The sequence below is a fragment of the Lentzea kristufekii genome, assembly GCF_033949925.1.
Taxonomy (GTDB): Bacteria; Actinomycetota; Actinomycetes; order Mycobacteriales; family Pseudonocardiaceae; genus Lentzea; species Lentzea kristufekii.
In genome coordinates this window covers 1-507 of the sequence record NZ_JAXAVV010000096.1, presented here as the reverse complement: position 1 = coordinate 507, position 507 = coordinate 1, and the positions used below count along the sequence as shown (strand labels likewise).

At 62.3% G+C, this 507-nt stretch carries 1 protein-coding gene; it reads right to left on the bottom strand.

The genetic code is table 11. The features are described 5' to 3' along the window. Positions 1-38: 38 nt before the first annotated feature. A partial coding sequence (locus tag SK571_RS46235) for an IS3 family transposase (RefSeq protein ID WP_319990444.1) occupies positions 39-507 on the bottom strand: 469 nt, incomplete at its 5' end.

The window sequence follows — 507 nt, the reverse complement described above, 5'->3', positions numbered from 1 at the left end:
TGAACTGGTCCCCTGAAGTTGGACTGGCTAACTGAAGGTTAGGCCGCGAGGGCCTGGGCTCGGTATTCGACCGGGCTCAGGCCCTTGAGCGTGGTGGAGATGCGGGTCGTGTTGTACCAGTCGATGTAGTCGTCCAGCGCCGTGGTGAACTCGGCGACGGTGTCGAACCTGTTGTGGTGGAACAGTTCTTCCTTGAGATGGCCGAAGAAGTTCTCGGCGATGGAGTTGTCGAGGCAGTTCGCTCGGCGTGACATCGACTGGGTCAGGCCCGCATCGTCGAGCAGTTTCCGCCAGGAGGCGTGGTGGTACTGAAACCCTTGATCGGAGTGCACCAGCGGCGAGGCGCCGGCGCTCAGGGTGGCGATCGCGTCGCGCAGTGAGGAGTTGGTCAGTTCCAGCGTCGGCGACGGGCCACAGGCGTAAGCGATCACGGATCGGTCGAACAGGTCGATCACCGGGGACAGGTAGAGCTTGCGTTCACCAATGCGGAACTCGGTCACGTCGGTG